The sequence below is a fragment of the Pedobacter sp. PLR genome, assembly GCF_026239675.1.
Classification (GTDB): domain Bacteria; phylum Bacteroidota; class Bacteroidia; order Sphingobacteriales; family Sphingobacteriaceae; genus Pedobacter.
Window position 1 is genome coordinate 294,114 of the sequence record NZ_JAPIVQ010000001.1, and the last position, 14,801, is coordinate 308,914.

Sequence of the window (14,801 nt, forward strand, 5' to 3'; positions counted from 1 at the left end):
CATTTAAGGAATAGCGGAAATATGAAATTGACCATTTGGGGAGCAGCAAGACAGGTAACAGGGAGCATGCATCTGCTGGAATTAGCGGATTACAAAATACTCGTAGACTGTGGTCTGGATTATGAGAAAGACACCTACCAGGAAGAGAATCAGTACTTTCCTTTTGATCCTGCGTCTATAGATGTAGTGATCCTTACTCATGCACATATTGATCATTCCGGAAATCTCCCTACCTTAATCAGGATGGGTTTTGAAGGGCAGATCCTCTGCACCCCACCTACTGCCGATCTTACAGAATTACTTTTACTCGATTCTGTTAACATTTTTCTCAGCAAACAAACCAAACCAGGTAAAGGGCGTAGAAAAAGAGGCCCGGGTCCGCAGCCACTTTACCTGCACAAACATGTTATGGATACTGTGGACAGGTTTGTAACCGTTAATTTCCATAAAACATTCCGGATTAATCCGGAGGTTTCCCTGGAATTCATTCCTGTTGGTCACCTTCTGGGTGCCGCAGCGGTTGTTTTAACCTTACAGGATCATGGTATCACTAAAAAGATTGCGTTTACCGGTGATATTGGCCGCAGCAACTATCCGGTATTGGGAGATCCTGAACCGATTCCTGAGGTAGACTATCTGGTTTCCGAATCTACTTATGGCGGAAGGCTACACAGCTCAGAGATGAGCCTGGAGCAGAAACTAATCGAAACTATTCAGGAATCCTGTATCAAAAATCCGGGCAGACTAATCATTCCGGCCTTTAGTATCGGCAGAACCCAGTCACTGGTGTTTGCCTTAAATCAAATCTTTAGTAAGGGCTTACTTCCTTATGTTAAAATATTTGTGGATAGTCCACTGGCCGAATCTGCGACCACCATTTACCGCAAGCATTATCATTTGTTAAATCAGGAGGCTCAGGATTTCTACAAACAGGAGGGTGATCAGTTTGAGTTTGAGGGACTCTCCTATGTACATGATAAACGCGAAAGTATTTCCATTTCGAATTACCATGAGCCTTGTATCATCATTTCTTCGGCAGGAATGCTGGAAGGTGGAAGGATACAAGATCACCTATATTATAATATACAGAACTATTATTGCACCATCCTATTTATCGGATACTGTTCAAAAGGCACTCTGGGACACCGTTTACTTCGGGGAGATTCCATTGTCAGACTTAGAAACCGGGACTTAATGGTCTATGCTACCATTCAGAAAACGGATCTTCTAAGCGGCCACGGTGATCATAAAGACCTGGTGAACACGGTAAAACAACAAGATCCTTTAAAACTAAAACAGGTACTTCTGGTGCATGGCGAGGATAAAAGCTTGCAAAGTCTGGCGGAAGCACTACGTGAAATCGACTATAAAGTCAGCATTCCAGAACCGGGAGAAGCCTTCGATTTATAGTTTTTGTATTAAATACTATACACAAAATCTGAGCGTTGTTCGCGTTAGATGGAAATTTCATACGATTTCAACAAATCAATAACCTACTCATTACTAGCTCACTCCTGAATATTTAAGAGCTAACAGGTGTTTGGCAAGATTATTTCAAGGGGGTTTGTAGTTCAGCAATTGAAGAACGCAAATACCTAATTGAAAAGAATATGAAATCTAAAATTACAAAAGCCGCAATGGTAGTGACCCTATTGGGTGCATCATCGCAATTATTCGCACAAGATACAAACCCTGATGCAACTGGTCGCTTCGGGAAAAAAGAATTCCGCACCTGGTCAATTGGTGGTCATGCAGGTATACTTAGCTCAAACACTATTTTTAATGGTAGCGATCGTGATTTTAATACTGCCAGAGAGGCATTAGGATACGGTGGATACATCAAAAAACAAATCCTTCCTGCTTTAGGCCTTCAGGCTGATTTCCTTGCCGGAAAAGTAAAAGGCTCAGGACCGTTGAACCAACTTGGTACTCCAAAATACCTGGGTAACAACAATGCATTTGAGACGCACCTGGAATGGTCGGCAGCTTTAACAGCAGTTTATAACCTGGCTAACATCAGCATCAACAACGAAAATGCAGTTTTGATCCCTTACGTTAAAGGTGGTGTGGGTTATATGTCTTCAGGTAATGAAGTTACTGATGGTACTGTTACACAACAAAATCACTACAAGGACGGATATTTTATCCCTGTAGGTGCAGGTTTCAAACTTGGTATAGCTAAAGGCATTAATTTAGACTTTGGTTATGATGTGAACTTTACAAAAACAGCTGAATTTGATGGCTACAACACTGGTAAGTTTGATAAATTCTCTTACGGCCATGCGGGTATCGAATTTGCATTGGGTAGCAAATCAAAACCACAATTACAAAACTACAGCTCATTGGCTAACCTACGTAACCAAACCGCAGAAGAAAGTGCCGCATTAAGAAATGCATTATCTACAGCTGAGCAGAAGATCGAAAGAGATAGAGAAGTGTATGCTAAAGAAATGGGTGATGATGATAAAGACGGTGTAGCGAACAAATTTGACAAATGTCCTGGTACAGCTTCAGGAGTTGTTGTTGATGGTTCAGGATGTCCATTAAATGCTCCTGCTACCATTATCAGAGAAAAAGTAATCATCACAGAAGCTGACCGTAAGGTTGTATCTGAAGCGATTAAAAACTTAGAATTTGATTTAGGAAAAGCAACCATCCGTGATAAATCTTATGCTTCTTTAAATCGTGTTGCAGCACTTTTAGTAGAAAAGAACTTCAGCCTTAAATTAGCTGGTCATACGGATAACACTGGTTCTATGGCTTTAAACTTACGTTTATCGAAAGACAGAGCAGAAGCAGTAAAAGCTTATTTAGTATCACAAGGAGCTAATCCTTCACGTATTGAAGCAGTAGGTTACGGTCCAAACCAACCAATTGCAAGCAACAAAACTGCTACTGGTCGTCAGGAAAACCGTAGAGTTGAATTTACATTATACTAGTTTAATCAATTCATAAGAATGGAGACCGGCAAGCAATTACCGGTTTTTTTTATGGGCAAAAATAAAAAGACTATTTTCGCATCTGAACATCTGAACATATAGCCCCTAATTATGAAACTACGCTCCTCCTTAATTCTTCTTTTGGCAAGCCTGATCTTTGTATCCTGCAGTACCAGTCCTCAAAAAAAAAGAATGGTATTGGCCATACCAGTTTATGGGCAAAGTTTAGCACTTGGAGAAGAAGCGATCAGAATTACAGATTTTGACACCTTCGGTACGCAAACAAATCATATGGTAGTCACAGAAAATCTGGATGAAAATTTCGGGTATTATTCGGACACCCATTTTAAACAGTGGATGAAAAAGATGCTGAACGACCATGACCGGGCGTTTGAGCTTTCTGTATATGGCATGGCGGAAGTTGTAGCAAAACACCTCAAAGAACAAGGCTATGGCGATAGTCTCCTGATCTCCACCTTCCCGGGGGGACAAGGTGCAACCGGCATTGCTGACATGAGTAAGGGGACCAAAGCTTATAAAAAATTTATAGAAGAAATAGAGGTTTCTTATCAAAAAGCCAAAGATAAAGGCTGGGATTTTGTAGTCCCTGCTTTTTGCTGGATGCAAGGAGAAGATGATATCGTATGGAAGAAATCCGGGAATTACAAGAAAGACCTGAAACAGTTTCAAACAGACCTGAACAGAGATATCAAAGCCATTACTAAACAGCGCGCCGATGTGGTCTGTATTACCTATCAAACCAATTGCTTAACATTGTCAAAAGAATTTAATGAAAATAATTTTAGCGGCAGGGAGACCGAAATACCCCAGGCACAGTTAGAACTGATTAATGAGGACGACCTGTTTATCCCAAGCGGCCCTACCTATCCTTATTCTTTTGTAGGGGAACGTGTGCATATTGATGGTATTTCACAAAAGCGACTGGGCTATCTGGCTGGATTATCAGTCATCAGGCTCCTGGATTCAAAACCTGCAAAAGGCCTCTACCCTATTGGATTCAGTATATCCGGCGACACGGTGCTTGTCAGATTTAATGTCCCGACACCGCCATTGGTGCTGGATACGATCGCCGTAAAGTATGCGGCAAATCATGGCTTTAGCGTCATTGACTCCACAAACACGAATATCCTGAAAAAGGTATTCTTAAAGGACAATGTGCTGAAACTTTATTGTAAAAAATCTCCTTCGGGAGCAAAGACAAGGTACGCCGTAAATGGTATTAAGGATAAAAGTGGTCCTAAATATGGCCCAAGAGGAAACCTACGCGATTCACAGGGTGAGCTACTCAGCACAACAATCGCCAATAAGGTCTACCCATTACACAATTGGAGCTACCAGTTCGACGTATTGGTAAAATAAACAGGATAAGCCGGTAAAAACAACTAGCTTACCTTTAAAAAGAATCCGGTTCGCGTTCCGGTATAAACACTCCTGATACCTTCATCGTTCGGCTAGCCTCATCAATCATGAATGTCAACTTCATGCTTTCGGTATCCGTACGGTCGATGGCACTACAAACATTAAATTCTTCCAACTGGTAGCTTGCGCTGAGGCTCCCCTTCCCTGTTGCTTCCAGTTTCAGATTGCCTGCGCTGAAATTAACATGACGTACCTTTTCTCTGGAATGGTAGCCCTGAATCATCAGTGCCAAAGGTTCTCTGTGGGCATCCATCAGCTGGAGCAGCGCCTTTCCGGCATCACCAGCATACAAAGTATGGAAGTCTTCCGGAAGATTAATTGTTAAAGAATATTGCATAATTCTTGATTTATGAGCTAAAATTAAGGTTTAAACCATAATTATCAGCAGGCTTAAGCGCTTTAATCTGCGCCAGTCAAAAATGCTGGCCCAACCAGCCAGTCCATTTATCCGCATAAAAGAAAAGCTTTAAGCAACAAAAGGCCTGAGTTATAAAACCCAGGCCTTTTCTAATCAACTAATCCGGAGCGTCTTGATGAACTCCAGGGAAGCTATTATACCGCTCCTTCTTTTTCTTTCGGCACAAAAATGATTGAAGCAATCACCGCCAGGATCAATACACCGGCAACAATCGACAATGATACTGGTGAAGAGATGTGATAGAACGGTGCAATCACCATTTTAACCCCGATAAAGGCTAAGATAATGGCCAAACCATATTTCAACAAGCTGAACATGTGAATGAAATTCGCCAACAGGAAATACAGAGCTCTTAAGCCCAGGATCGCAAAAATGTTAGACGTATATAAAATCAGCGGATCATCAGGAGCAATTGCAAAAATTGCAGGAATCGAATCTACTGCGAAAAGTAAATCCGTAAACTCAATTACCGCAACCACTACCAATAAAGGTGTAGCAACTCTAACGCCGTTTTCTACAGTAAAAAACTTCGCACCATCAAATTCCTTGCTCACTTTAAAGAACTTGTAAATCAAACGTGCACCTGCACTTTTGCTAAAGTCTTTTTCTTCGTCATCATCGTCCTCTGACACCCATGATTTGATACCTGCATAGATTAAGAAGATACCAAAAATCAACAAGATCACATTGATTCTCATTACTTCTCCAAACAAGGTCATTTCAGGCAGATAAGTTAAGTTAATCAGTCCTACGCCTGCAAAAATGAAGATAGCACGGAACAATAACGCACCGATAATACCCCAGAACAATACTTTATGGTGTAACTCCTTTGGTACTTTAAAGAATCCGAATACCAGGATAAAGACGAAGAGATTATCGACTGATAATGCCTTCTCAATCCAGTAAGCCGATTGAAATTGTGTGAATTTTTCAAATCCGGAGGTCGCATAAATCACGCCACTAAATGCCATAGACAAAGTAATCCATACTATAGACCATATTGCAGCTTCCTTACTGGTTACGGCATGTACCTTTTTATTAAAAACGCCCAAATCCAGCAGTAGCATCACGACGACCAGTACTGCAAACCCGATGATTACACCAGGATGATTAATCAAATTATTATCCATGTTTTACTTTATTGTTTTAATTTTTCTTTGATAAAAATGCTAAAAAAGATCGGTTTTAAGCATTGCTTTTAAAATATTAGCCTGTACATCGAAGTTGTTCAAATGTTCCAGGAAATCCAGGTCTGAAATCTTCAGGTAATTCTCTTCGAGGAGATCGATAATCTCTTTGGGAATGTAGGTTTTAAGGGCCGCAGCACTACTTTCCAGCTTATCGTTCTTATAAGAAAGTTCCTGAATCATCTTTTCCTTTTCCGACAGATTGTTCGTCCAGTCCATATCCTTCAAGACCTCCATATCACAAAACAGGAAGAGATTCCTGTTGGGGAAAAAGAGGAAATACCGGTCGACCTCTATAAACTTATAGACCTCAATGATCATTTGTCCTGACTTTAATCCGCAGAAGAACTCCGTTTTAAAATCATACTTACAAAGGGTTCCCATTAATTTCTTTTCGATGGTCGCATGTATGTTCAGATACACGTCTTTCGGATCGTACTGAATCAGTTCACTTAACTGATCAGGGGTAATGTTGTAATAAAAATCTTTAGCATACCTGGAGCTAAATGAATTGATGTTTTTTGAAAAAGGAAAATCGGTACTTAGCTCCGACAACACTTCAAACAACTTCCTTAAGGATAAATTGATCTTTAAGGCCTGTTTCTGTTTGTCCAGCTTAAAATTCCGATCTGTAAAGACAGAATTACTCATCCGCTCTATCAGCTCCTTATTCAGCTCTATTTCATCATAGATCAGGCTGACATTCTTTTCATTATTTTTCTTAATTTTTCTTAGCAGCTCAATTACACTGGAGGTAAACTGGACATGAAAAAGCTCCAGTTTATCAATATCCAATTCTTCATTCTGCTCAAATAACTGATGAATCACCTGACTGCGCAGGTAAATTTTATAAACCGCTTCTTCTTCAAAAAACACAGAGAGCAGCTGTAAACGGCTGATCTCTGTGCGGGATTCTTTTAAAATATAATTACGGCGGTCATCCATCGATTTTTATTAGTTAACGCGCGTCACGTTTTTCTTCAATTCAGTTTCCAGAGTTTTCAATTCTCCATCCAACACTCTTCTGCTCTGCTCTCCTTCTTCATGAATTTTCTTCACCTCATTCAAGGTTTCGATCAACGATTGCGTAGTCATTTTCAGCGTATCAAGTGATACTACTGTTTTTTCATTTTCCCTCGCCACATCAATACTATTCTGTTTCAGCATTTCTGCGTTCTTCTGTAGAATGGTGTTGGTGGTATCAGAAATTTTCTTCTGCATTTCTACATTGGCTTTTTGCCTTTGTAATGCTACAGCAATGGTTAGCTGGTTTTTCCATACCGGGATGGTAGTAGAAACAATCGACTGCGCTTTTTCGGCAATAGAAGTATTGTTATTCTGCACTACCCTGATTTGGGCCAGTGACTGCAACATGATAAAGCGGACAATTTTCATGTCTGCCAAACGTCTGTCCAGTCTGGTAATAAAATCTCTTAAATCAGCGATCTCATAATCCTGGTAATCAGCAGGACTGGCTTCCATTTCGGTCAGTTTCTGTTTCAGTTCTTCATACTTCAGTTGTCCCGAAATAATCAGTTCTTCCATCTGGTGGATATAAGTCACATTGTTATCAAACATCGTTTGCAATGAGCTATTATCCTTGATCGAATTTAAACGGCCAGCCTTAATCTTATTAGTGATTTTGTCAATATTATTGACCACCACATCATATTTTTGAAATAGTTTCTTTACATCAACTACCAGATTCTTCAGGAAAGGGATTTTTGAAATGAAAGATTTAAAACCACTCTGTTCCAATTCAGAAACATCAATATAATTTAGCTCACTTAGCAATTCATTAATCAATCCACCTACTTCGCCGCTATTCTGAGTTCTTACAGATGATAAAAAATCATTACTGTATTTCTCCATAGAATTCTGCGCTTCCACACCATAATTCAGGATAGAATTAACGTCAGAAGGCTGTAATGATTTATTAATCTCACTATATTTTCTCACCTCTTCCGGAGTGATGGTTGTCAAATCAACATTTCCATCTTTATCCAGTTTTACCGGAACCGGAGTGAGGCTTTGGGTATTATTCGGGGTTATTTCCATAATTCAATAAAATGTTCCTTTGCCTTTAGCGTCTAAAGATAGCTTTGTGTTACTGTATTTACAGTTTCTTCTAATTTCTTGTCTTTGGTAGGCTCTCCGATGGCGTTGAACTTCCATTCTCCGTTTTTCTTGTAGAATACACCTAGTACCATAGATACATGACCAGCAAATCCTGCGCCATTTGCAATATCATAAGTTGCAAATACTTCTCTTACCTGTTTTGGATTTCCTTCGTAAATACGAATAGATGCGAAAGGAATGGTTCCAAAATCGTGACCTCTAAAGCTATTCAATACGAATGCCACATAATCAACAGATGGGTTAAGCTGGGTGAAATCTAAGGTAATTACCTCATTATCCAATCCATCATCACCACCCATATCACCGGTTAAGTCGTCACCACTGTGTTTTACTGCACCATCTTTAGATTTCAAACTACCGAAATAGATTACATCTACCAGTTGTTTTTTCTCATTATACAAGGCACAACTTGCGTCTAAATCTACTGCTTCTTTTGTTTTACCAAAACCAAACATGCCTTTTTTCTCAATGGCACCCCAGTTAATTCCTACACAAATATTTTGAAGCTTGCTTCCGTTGCTCTTTTCAAGACTGATACGCTGTCCTTTTTGAAGATTAATTGCCATAATTCTTATTGATATTTATTTAAATAATCCTGTAAACCACCTTTCATTCCCATTCCTACAGCTTCGAATTTCCATTTTCCTTCACGTTTGTAAATTCTACCGAATTCTACAGCTGTTTCGATTGAGAAATCTTCTTCCAGTTCATATTTCAAGATCACCTCATTTGTAGCGGCATCAAAAATACGTACAAAAGAATTTCTAACCTGACCGAAATTCTGTTTTCTGTTTTCTGCATCATGAATCGTTACCACTACGCAAATCTCATTAACTTTAGGATCTATTTTGGTCAAATCAATCTTGATTTGCTCATCATCGCCATCACCATCACCTGTTAAGTTATCACCCGTGTGTTCTACGGAACCATCAGGAGAAACCAGGTTATTGTAAAAAATCAGATTTTGATCCGACACCAATTTCTTTTGATCATCTAACATAAAAATGGAAGCATCTAAATCAAATGCTGTACCCGTAGTAGAACTATTGGTATCCCATCCAAGACCGATCGTAAATTTAGGAGCATCAATGTTCTCCCTTTGTCCTTTTTGCAAGTTAATTGCCATATTTAATCAATTTTAAATTATAATCAATAATTAACAATACTGACTCCAGCGGCTGTTTTGTCCATGAAATCTGTACGATTACAAATTTCGTTTAGCAAAATCATCAACGCTTATCAGTACCTGCAAAATATCAATTTTTAAGGGAAAAAACTAGCTTTTAAATGTAAAAATCGTGTTTTTCATCTCCTGATCCCCTCCTATTTGAATATCGCATGACAATTGTTTTTCATCAGGGATTTCCAGTCCCTTATTCCCGACTTAGATTTTATGATTTTGTAGGAAAATCCAGATTAATGCACCTGAATTATGGTCAATAACTCAGGTTTCCTGAACGGAGCAAAATTCCGGATGATCATAGAATAAGTCCTCCATGGGAACAGGCAGGGATGAGTTGAGCTAACCCTCATGATGAGTTCGGGATGCATCCCGAACGCATGGTCAGGCATCCATGAACTCAAAATCACTCTGCCATGCGCCCGGATGCAGCGCGGCCTGCTGAAAATCCTACCTCAGTACAAGAGATCCTAAAACACAAAAAACTCCTGCATTTTTCTTGCAGGAGTTCCATTCTTAAAACAAAAAATCTTCTTAACTTACCTTATAAGACTGCTGGTGCAGCTGGTTTTTCAAATGATTTAGATTCCCTTCATATGATGGAATCGTATGGTAACTATTGCCCAATGATAAATCATACAGACTGTTCATAAATTCCGCGGTTTGTCGCTCGATAAAAATGCTGAAATCTTCAAAATCACTATTCAGAATATATTTTACAATCCTTGTGTTTACTGCAAAATTTCCGCTTTTAATGATCTCATCAAGGTCAAAAATAGTTTTCACCAAATGATAGTTTAACTGATTTTCAATATTCGGATGAATGTCTTTATTCACTAATTCCGCAAAGTAAAGCATATGAATATCGTTTTTCAATCCATATTCTTTCACCATTTTCAGGATCATCCGCTCATGACTGCCGGTAATTTTAATATCATCCAGAAAAAGCAATGTTTTGCCTTCTAAAAAGTCCTTATCAATATGAAAAGAATCGTTTCCAATCAATTTCATTCTTTCTTCTGCGCTTAGTCCGCCGTAATCTTCTTTATAAGTAATGGTTCTGTGTACTTTTGCTTCCTGAACTACCAATCCACCATGGGCAACCAGCCAACGGTTCAACTGCGACACAAATGCGTTTTTCATCGCAAAGGTTGCTGTAGGAATGAAACAATAAGGACTGGAAATGACTACAATTTGCTCTGTAATAAAATTCTCCTGCAGGTAGTATTTGATGAAGCCATCGGCCAGGTCTTTTCCGAAAGACTTAGACACCAGGTCGTCACCAAATTTAAACCGACTGTAATCATCTGCTGAAAACCCAAAATTAATCTGATCATTTATTTTGTGCAGGGAGTAGGTATATGGAATCATGAGCGTAAGTGTGAAATTAATAAGTCATTTGAATTGATTAGCAGGGTATTGATTCCCATCGCCTTTGCCCCTTTTACATCTGCAACAGGGTTATCACCGATATGGATGATCTCATGGAGTCCGATTTCGGGATGTTTCTCCCGATCAATCATATTCAGCATCAGCTTAAAAAATTCGGGATTGGGTTTAGATAAACGCACTTCATCGGAGTATAATTGAAAATCCAACAACTCAGACAGCTTCAGGCTTGACAATACTTTTCTTAAAGTTTTCCCTTTGATAAAACCGGTATTACTTAAAATATTCAGGGTACTCAGGCCAGAAGCCTTCAGCTCGCTTAACACGGTTAAAGATTCCGGATTATAGAGTAAAGGCATGTTATTCAACAGCAAGGTCTCCATTTCCAGATACAATCCTTCGGTATCCACATCTTGAAAATCCGTTGAATAATCATTAATGATACTGATTACCATCAGATACATCTCATCGGCATCTATATTTTTACCCGTTTTTTCATTGATGGCATTCACCATTAAGTCGACCTGCCTGAAAACCGTGGCTACCTCTTCAATGGTTTTCTTTTTGGAATTAAAACGGGCATGAAAATATTTTGTCCTTTCCGTTTTAAAAGCAGGATTGGACTTGATCAATGTCAGCCAGAGATCAAATGAATAGTGTTTATAAAAAGGCATCTGTGTGTTTAAATTTCCAGTTTAGAATGTATTAAGCGAAGTAATGTTACAAATTTCGCGGGGCTTATTTGATTTTGTCTAAAGGTTTTCGCTTGTTAGCACTGGAGTCTTTGTATTTGCTGGGACTTAAACCGGTCACCGATTTAAACTGTGCAGATAGGTGTGCGCTACTGCTATAGCCCATTTTCCAGGCGATTTCGTTCAGATTCAACTCTCCGTATTCCAACAGTTCTTTTACCTTTTCGATCTTCTGTTGAATGATATATTTCTCAATAGTGATCCCTTCTACGTCAGAAAACAACCGGCTCAGGTAGGCATAGTCTTTGTCCAGTCGCTCCGCAATCATCGTGATCAGACTTTGATTGATCTCGTTCAGATTTGAATAATGAACCAACTCAATCACCTTATTCTTAACCTGCTCTACCAGTTGGTCTTTCTCTTTATCCATTAACTCGAAACCCAGCATTTGCATCGTTCCCGATATATCCTGCAATTGGGTGGCATTAGGATCCGGAGACACTTCCACCTTACCTAAAGTGATGTCTTTTACTTCGAAATGAAGCTGCTCCAGCTGCTGACGGACAATCATCACACAGCGGTCGCAAACCATATTTTTTACATATAACATCATAATTCTATCTCTCCGGTGGTTTAAAGCCAATTACAAAAATAAGGTATTTCCTTTCTCCGGACTTACAAAATCCTGCTTAAAACTTATATAATTAAAAACGAAATGCGAAAGATTATGTTTTGATAAAATTCAGGATAATGTTTAGACAAAACGAACGATTCGGGCGGATGCCAAAACTACAATTCCTATATTTGCAAAATCTAATGACAAAACAAAAATACTTCCTACTGATTGTATTATTAGGCTCACTAACCGCGTTAGGACCATTTTCAATCGACATGTACCTTCCTGGATTTCCAGCTATTGCCAAAGATCTGAACACAACTGTTCTTAAAATATCATTGTCCCTTTCCAGTTATTTCATCGGAATCTCTGCCGGACAACTCCTTTACGGACCATTATTAGACCGTTTTGGCAGGAAGAAACCATTGTATATCGGACTGCTGGTTTACATCATTGCTTCCGCATTTTGTGTATTTGCAACTAGTCTGGATGCCCTGATCATTTTGCGTTTCCTGCAGGCAATAGGCAGCTGTGCCGCAGCCGTGGCTTCCATTGCCATGGTAAGAGACCTTTTTCCGGTAAAGGAAAATGCTAAGGTTTTCGCCTTGCTGATGCTGGTCGTAGGTGTTTCACCGATGATTGCCCCTACTTTAGGCGGCTATGTAACCGTTGCCTGGGGATGGCACTCTGTATTTATCATTTTAATGGGTTTAGGTGTATTGAACCTGATCGCCAGCTGGCTTTGGCTGCCGGATAGTTATAAACCTGACACCAGCCTTTCGCTGAAACCAGTCCCTATTCTCAAAAACTTTCTTTCTGTAATCAAAGAGCCACAGTTTTATACCTATGCTTTTACCGGTGCACTGGCTTTCGCCGGATTGTTCGCTTATATCTCCGGTTCACCACTCGTTTTTATCGATATTTTTCAAGTCTCGGAAGAAGGTTATGGCTGGATCTTCGCTTTATTAGCGACAGGTTTAATCGGCTCAAGTCAGATCAACACCTTTTTATTGAGGAAATACAAGAGCGAACAGGTGATTTTTGCCGCCTTAAGCACACAGGTTGTACTGGTCTTATTTTTCCTGTTGGGCAGCATCAATAACTGGTTTGGCCTTACAGAAACGGTATTATTACTTTTCTTATTCCTCTCTTGTCTGGGCTTAACCAATCCAAATACATCTGCTTTATCCCTTGCACCATTCCGCAAAAACGCGGGTAGTGCATCCGCTTTAATGGGTGCGGTACAAATGGGACTTGGTGCTTTGGCTTCCTTTGGCGTAAGCATGTTTGAAGTGAAATCTGCGGTCCCTATGGTCGCCATCATGACCGGAACCACTATCATCGCTTTAATGATTCTGGTGATTGGAAGAAGAAATATTAAGGTTCAAATCGAGGAAAGTAAAGACGCTTCCGCTTTTATTCATTAATTTTTCAAAAGATCGTAGGGGTAAACCCTCATTGCGTTGTCTCATTTCAAAATCAGACAAAAATGAGGACTTCAAACTACAACAAAACATTTAAAACAGTTAAACCTGCTTACCAGGCGGTCGCCCTTACCGGATTCCTACTTTCCGGTTTAACGGGCTTTGCGCAGAGCGAGGCAACTGGTGTTAAAAATACCGCTGCTCATGCTAGCATTAGTAGCACTGAGGGCAGAAATGGTCTTGCTGATCTTAGCACCAGGACTATTCAGCAGATCGAAAAAGGGGTTGAAAAAATCCATATTGGTTTGGTTTATCCTTTGAGCAGCAATGGAAAACATGCCCCTTTAGATACCAACAACCTTTCTATTCACTTACTCGCAGGTGTCTCTTCCGTTGAAAAAGGATTTACTTTCGCAGGCTTTTCAAATATTGTCCGCAACGAAGCAACGGGAACACAGATTGCAATGTTCTCCAATCACATTAGCAAGAAGGCGACCGGCTTACAAATTGCAGGATTTCTAAACACTTATGAGGAAGGTGATGGTGCTGCCTTTGCAGGATTTGCGAATATTGCCAAAGGAAATATCAAAGGTGTTCAATTTGCAGGTTTCAGCAATATCGCGAAAGACGTTAAGGGGGCACAGTTTGCAGGTTTCTTAAATAAGGCCAATTCAGTTAAAGGATCACAGCTTGCGGGCTTTATCAACATCGCCCGGAAAAACGTATCTGCTTCGCAGTTATCAGGTTTCATCAATAAAGCGGAAGATGTAAAAGGCTCACAATTTGCCGGATTCATCAATATTGCTCAAAAGGTAAAAGGCATACAAGGCGCTGGATTTATCAATATTGCCGACAGTAGCGACTACCCTATCGGGATCATCAACCTGGTAAAAAAGGGAGAAAAAAGCCTCAGTTTAACGATGGATGAGACGCAGACTTCCATGCTTTCTTTCCGCTCCGGAGGAAAAGTTACCTATGGTATTATTGGCATCGGCTATAACTTCAAAAACAAGAAGGAAGTCTATGCGATGGAAGCCGGTTTAGGTGCCCATTGGTTTCAAAGTTCCTCTTTTAGACTTAATACCGAGCTAACTGCAACCGTTTTGGAAAATTTCAAGGCAGGGGAATACTTTAAATCTTCGCTAAGGATTTTACCCGCTTTAAGCATCGGAAACCATCTGGAATTATTTGGCGGTCCATCCCTTAATTTTCTAAGCACCAATACAACTGAAGGCAAGGACCTACACCAGAAATTCATCCACACCTGGGGCGATCGCGCGAATGATTTCCAGGCTTTGTATTTAGGCTATTCCGGGGGAATTCAATTTATATTCTAAGGAACTCAGTTCAATTCATTTCTTATCCCGGTTTAATTCT

The 14,801-nt window shown here is 39.8% G+C and carries 14 protein-coding genes; 5 read left to right on the plus strand and 9 right to left on the minus strand.

Annotation, left to right across the window (positions count from 1 at the left end; genetic code table 11):
- Positions 1 to 21: 21 nt before the first annotated feature.
- The 3 genes from OQX61_RS01245 to OQX61_RS01255 all read left to right on the plus strand — a co-directional run bounded on the left by OQX61_RS01245 (position 22) and on the right by OQX61_RS01255 (position 4,319).
- Complete coding sequence (locus OQX61_RS01245) at positions 22 to 1,410, plus strand: MBL fold metallo-hydrolase (RefSeq protein WP_265839820.1); 1,389 nt, start codon at positions 22 to 24, stop codon at positions 1,408 to 1,410.
- Between the two features lie 200 nt (positions 1,411 to 1,610).
- Positions 1,611 to 2,939 carry a DUF6089 family protein gene (locus tag OQX61_RS01250; protein ID WP_265839821.1) on the plus strand — a complete coding sequence of 443 codons (1,329 nt, stop codon included), beginning with the start codon at positions 1,611 to 1,613 and terminating at the stop codon, positions 2,937 to 2,939.
- 111 nt (positions 2,940 to 3,050) lie between these two features.
- Entirely contained in the window at positions 3,051 to 4,319 is a 1,269-nt protein-coding gene (locus OQX61_RS01255) for a sialate O-acetylesterase (RefSeq protein ID WP_265839822.1), read from the plus strand.
- 34 nt (positions 4,320 to 4,353) lie between these two features.
- Here OQX61_RS01255 and OQX61_RS01260 read toward each other — a convergent pair whose 3' ends face one another.
- The 9 genes from OQX61_RS01260 to OQX61_RS01300 form a co-directional block, all read right to left on the minus strand.
- On the minus strand, positions 4,354 to 4,716 hold the full coding sequence (locus tag OQX61_RS01260) for a hypothetical protein (protein ID WP_265839823.1): 363 nt from the start codon (positions 4,714 to 4,716) through the stop codon (positions 4,354 to 4,356).
- 215 nt (positions 4,717 to 4,931) lie between these two features.
- The gene (locus OQX61_RS01265) at positions 4,932 to 5,927 is read right to left on the minus strand and encodes a TerC/Alx family metal homeostasis membrane protein (protein WP_265839824.1); all 996 of its coding nucleotides are present in this window, start codon (positions 5,925 to 5,927) and stop codon (positions 4,932 to 4,934) included.
- Between the two features lie 39 nt (positions 5,928 to 5,966).
- Positions 5,967 to 6,929 (minus strand): hypothetical protein, encoded by a 963-nt coding sequence (locus tag OQX61_RS01270; RefSeq protein ID WP_265839825.1) that lies wholly within the window; start codon positions 6,927 to 6,929, stop codon positions 5,967 to 5,969.
- A gap of 9 nt (positions 6,930 to 6,938) precedes the next feature.
- Positions 6,939 to 8,042: a toxic anion resistance protein gene (locus tag OQX61_RS01275; protein WP_265839826.1), complete on the minus strand. Its 1,104-nt coding sequence runs from the start codon at positions 8,040 to 8,042 to the stop codon at positions 6,939 to 6,941.
- Between the two features lie 32 nt (positions 8,043 to 8,074).
- Positions 8,075 to 8,689, minus strand: coding sequence for a TerD family protein (locus tag OQX61_RS01280; protein ID WP_265839827.1), 615 nt, complete (start codon positions 8,687 to 8,689; stop codon positions 8,075 to 8,077).
- A gap of 5 nt (positions 8,690 to 8,694) precedes the next feature.
- Complete coding sequence (locus OQX61_RS01285; protein WP_265839828.1) at positions 8,695 to 9,249, minus strand: TerD family protein; 555 nt, start codon at positions 9,247 to 9,249, stop codon at positions 8,695 to 8,697.
- A 588-nt stretch (positions 9,250 to 9,837) separates the two neighbouring features.
- Positions 9,838 to 10,674, minus strand: coding sequence for a phosphoribosyltransferase family protein (locus tag OQX61_RS01290; protein WP_265839829.1), 837 nt, complete (start codon positions 10,672 to 10,674; stop codon positions 9,838 to 9,840).
- Positions 10,671 to 11,366 (minus strand): HAD family hydrolase, encoded by a 696-nt coding sequence (locus OQX61_RS01295; protein WP_265839830.1) that lies wholly within the window; start codon positions 11,364 to 11,366, stop codon positions 10,671 to 10,673. Before OQX61_RS01295 ends, OQX61_RS01290 begins: the two co-directional genes overlap by 4 nt.
- Positions 11,367 to 11,430: 64 nt before the next feature.
- A complete protein-coding gene (locus OQX61_RS01300; protein ID WP_265839831.1) occupies positions 11,431 to 11,997 on the minus strand; it encodes a helix-turn-helix transcriptional regulator in 567 nt (188 codons plus the stop codon).
- 203 nt (positions 11,998 to 12,200) lie between these two features.
- Here OQX61_RS01300 and OQX61_RS01305 point away from each other — a divergent pair, with 203 nt between their 5' ends.
- Together OQX61_RS01305 and OQX61_RS01310 are read left to right on the plus strand one after the other, a co-directional pair.
- The gene (locus OQX61_RS01305; RefSeq protein ID WP_265839832.1) at positions 12,201 to 13,427 is read left to right on the plus strand and encodes a multidrug effflux MFS transporter; all 1,227 of its coding nucleotides are present in this window, start codon (positions 12,201 to 12,203) and stop codon (positions 13,425 to 13,427) included.
- A gap of 62 nt (positions 13,428 to 13,489) precedes the next feature.
- Positions 13,490 to 14,761 (plus strand): hypothetical protein, encoded by a 1,272-nt coding sequence (locus OQX61_RS01310; RefSeq protein ID WP_265839833.1) that lies wholly within the window; start codon positions 13,490 to 13,492, stop codon positions 14,759 to 14,761.
- Positions 14,762 to 14,801: the final 40 nt, after the last annotated feature.